Annotated in this window: 1 protein-coding gene; it reads right to left on the reverse strand. The window is 61.2% G+C overall.

What is annotated here, in order from left to right; all coding sequences use genetic code 11:
- A partial coding sequence (locus PQR42_RS45715; protein ID WP_408495954.1) for a transposase occupies positions 1-231 on the reverse strand: 231 nt, incomplete at its 3' end.
- Between the last annotated feature and the right edge of the window lie 63 nt (positions 232-294).

Consider the following 294-nt stretch of genomic DNA (forward strand, 5'->3'; position numbering starts at 1 on the left):
GAGCTCCATCACACGCGCTTCCAGCTCACGGATGCGTCGCTGGTCGCGCTGGATCTGCATGTCGCTGCGTGGTGGCTCAGCCTGCTGCGCACGCCACTGCGCCACCCAGCGCCGCAAAGCCGAGTCGCCTACGCCCAGCGCCTCGCAGGCCTTGGTGATTGAATAACCCTGCGCAACCACCAGTTGCACCGCCTCTGCCTTGAATTCGTCAGTCAGGTTCCGTCTGCCCATGTCTCTCACCTCAGTTGGAGAATTATCCCCTTTAGAGGTGTCCAGGACCATTGGACCACTACA

This window comes from Paraburkholderia sediminicola (assembly GCF_046027355.1).
GTDB classification, from domain to species: Bacteria; Pseudomonadota; Gammaproteobacteria; order Burkholderiales; family Burkholderiaceae; genus Paraburkholderia; species Paraburkholderia sediminicola_B.